Annotated in this window: 1 pseudogene; it reads right to left on the bottom strand. The window is 49.8% G+C overall.

What is annotated here, in order from left to right:
• Positions 1–231, bottom strand: a pseudogene (locus SB756_RS36075) (hypothetical protein); the annotation flags it as partial.

Raw genomic sequence — 231 nt, 5'->3', positions numbered from 1 at the left:
CGCCAAACAGTGAGGCGATAATCGAACCACAAATGCTACCGATACCGAAACCGAGGTAAATCACACCGTAGTTTTTCGCCAGGTTATTGAGGCCGAAGAACTCACTGACCAGTGACGGAAAGACGGTAATAGTGCCGCCAAAGTTAAATGCCACGCAGGCAATCGCTGCAAAGAACGTCACTGCATTCAATGGTGCAAACAGCAGGGCCGCCATACCCACAAGCGAAATTA

The sequence above is a fragment of the Pseudomonas sp. SIMBA_068 genome, assembly GCF_046534705.1.
In the GTDB taxonomy this organism is placed as follows: domain Bacteria; phylum Pseudomonadota; class Gammaproteobacteria; order Pseudomonadales; family Pseudomonadaceae; genus Aquipseudomonas; species Aquipseudomonas putida.
The sequence above is the reverse complement of the archived record's forward strand: the minus strand, read 5'-3'. Positions and strand labels throughout refer to the sequence as shown.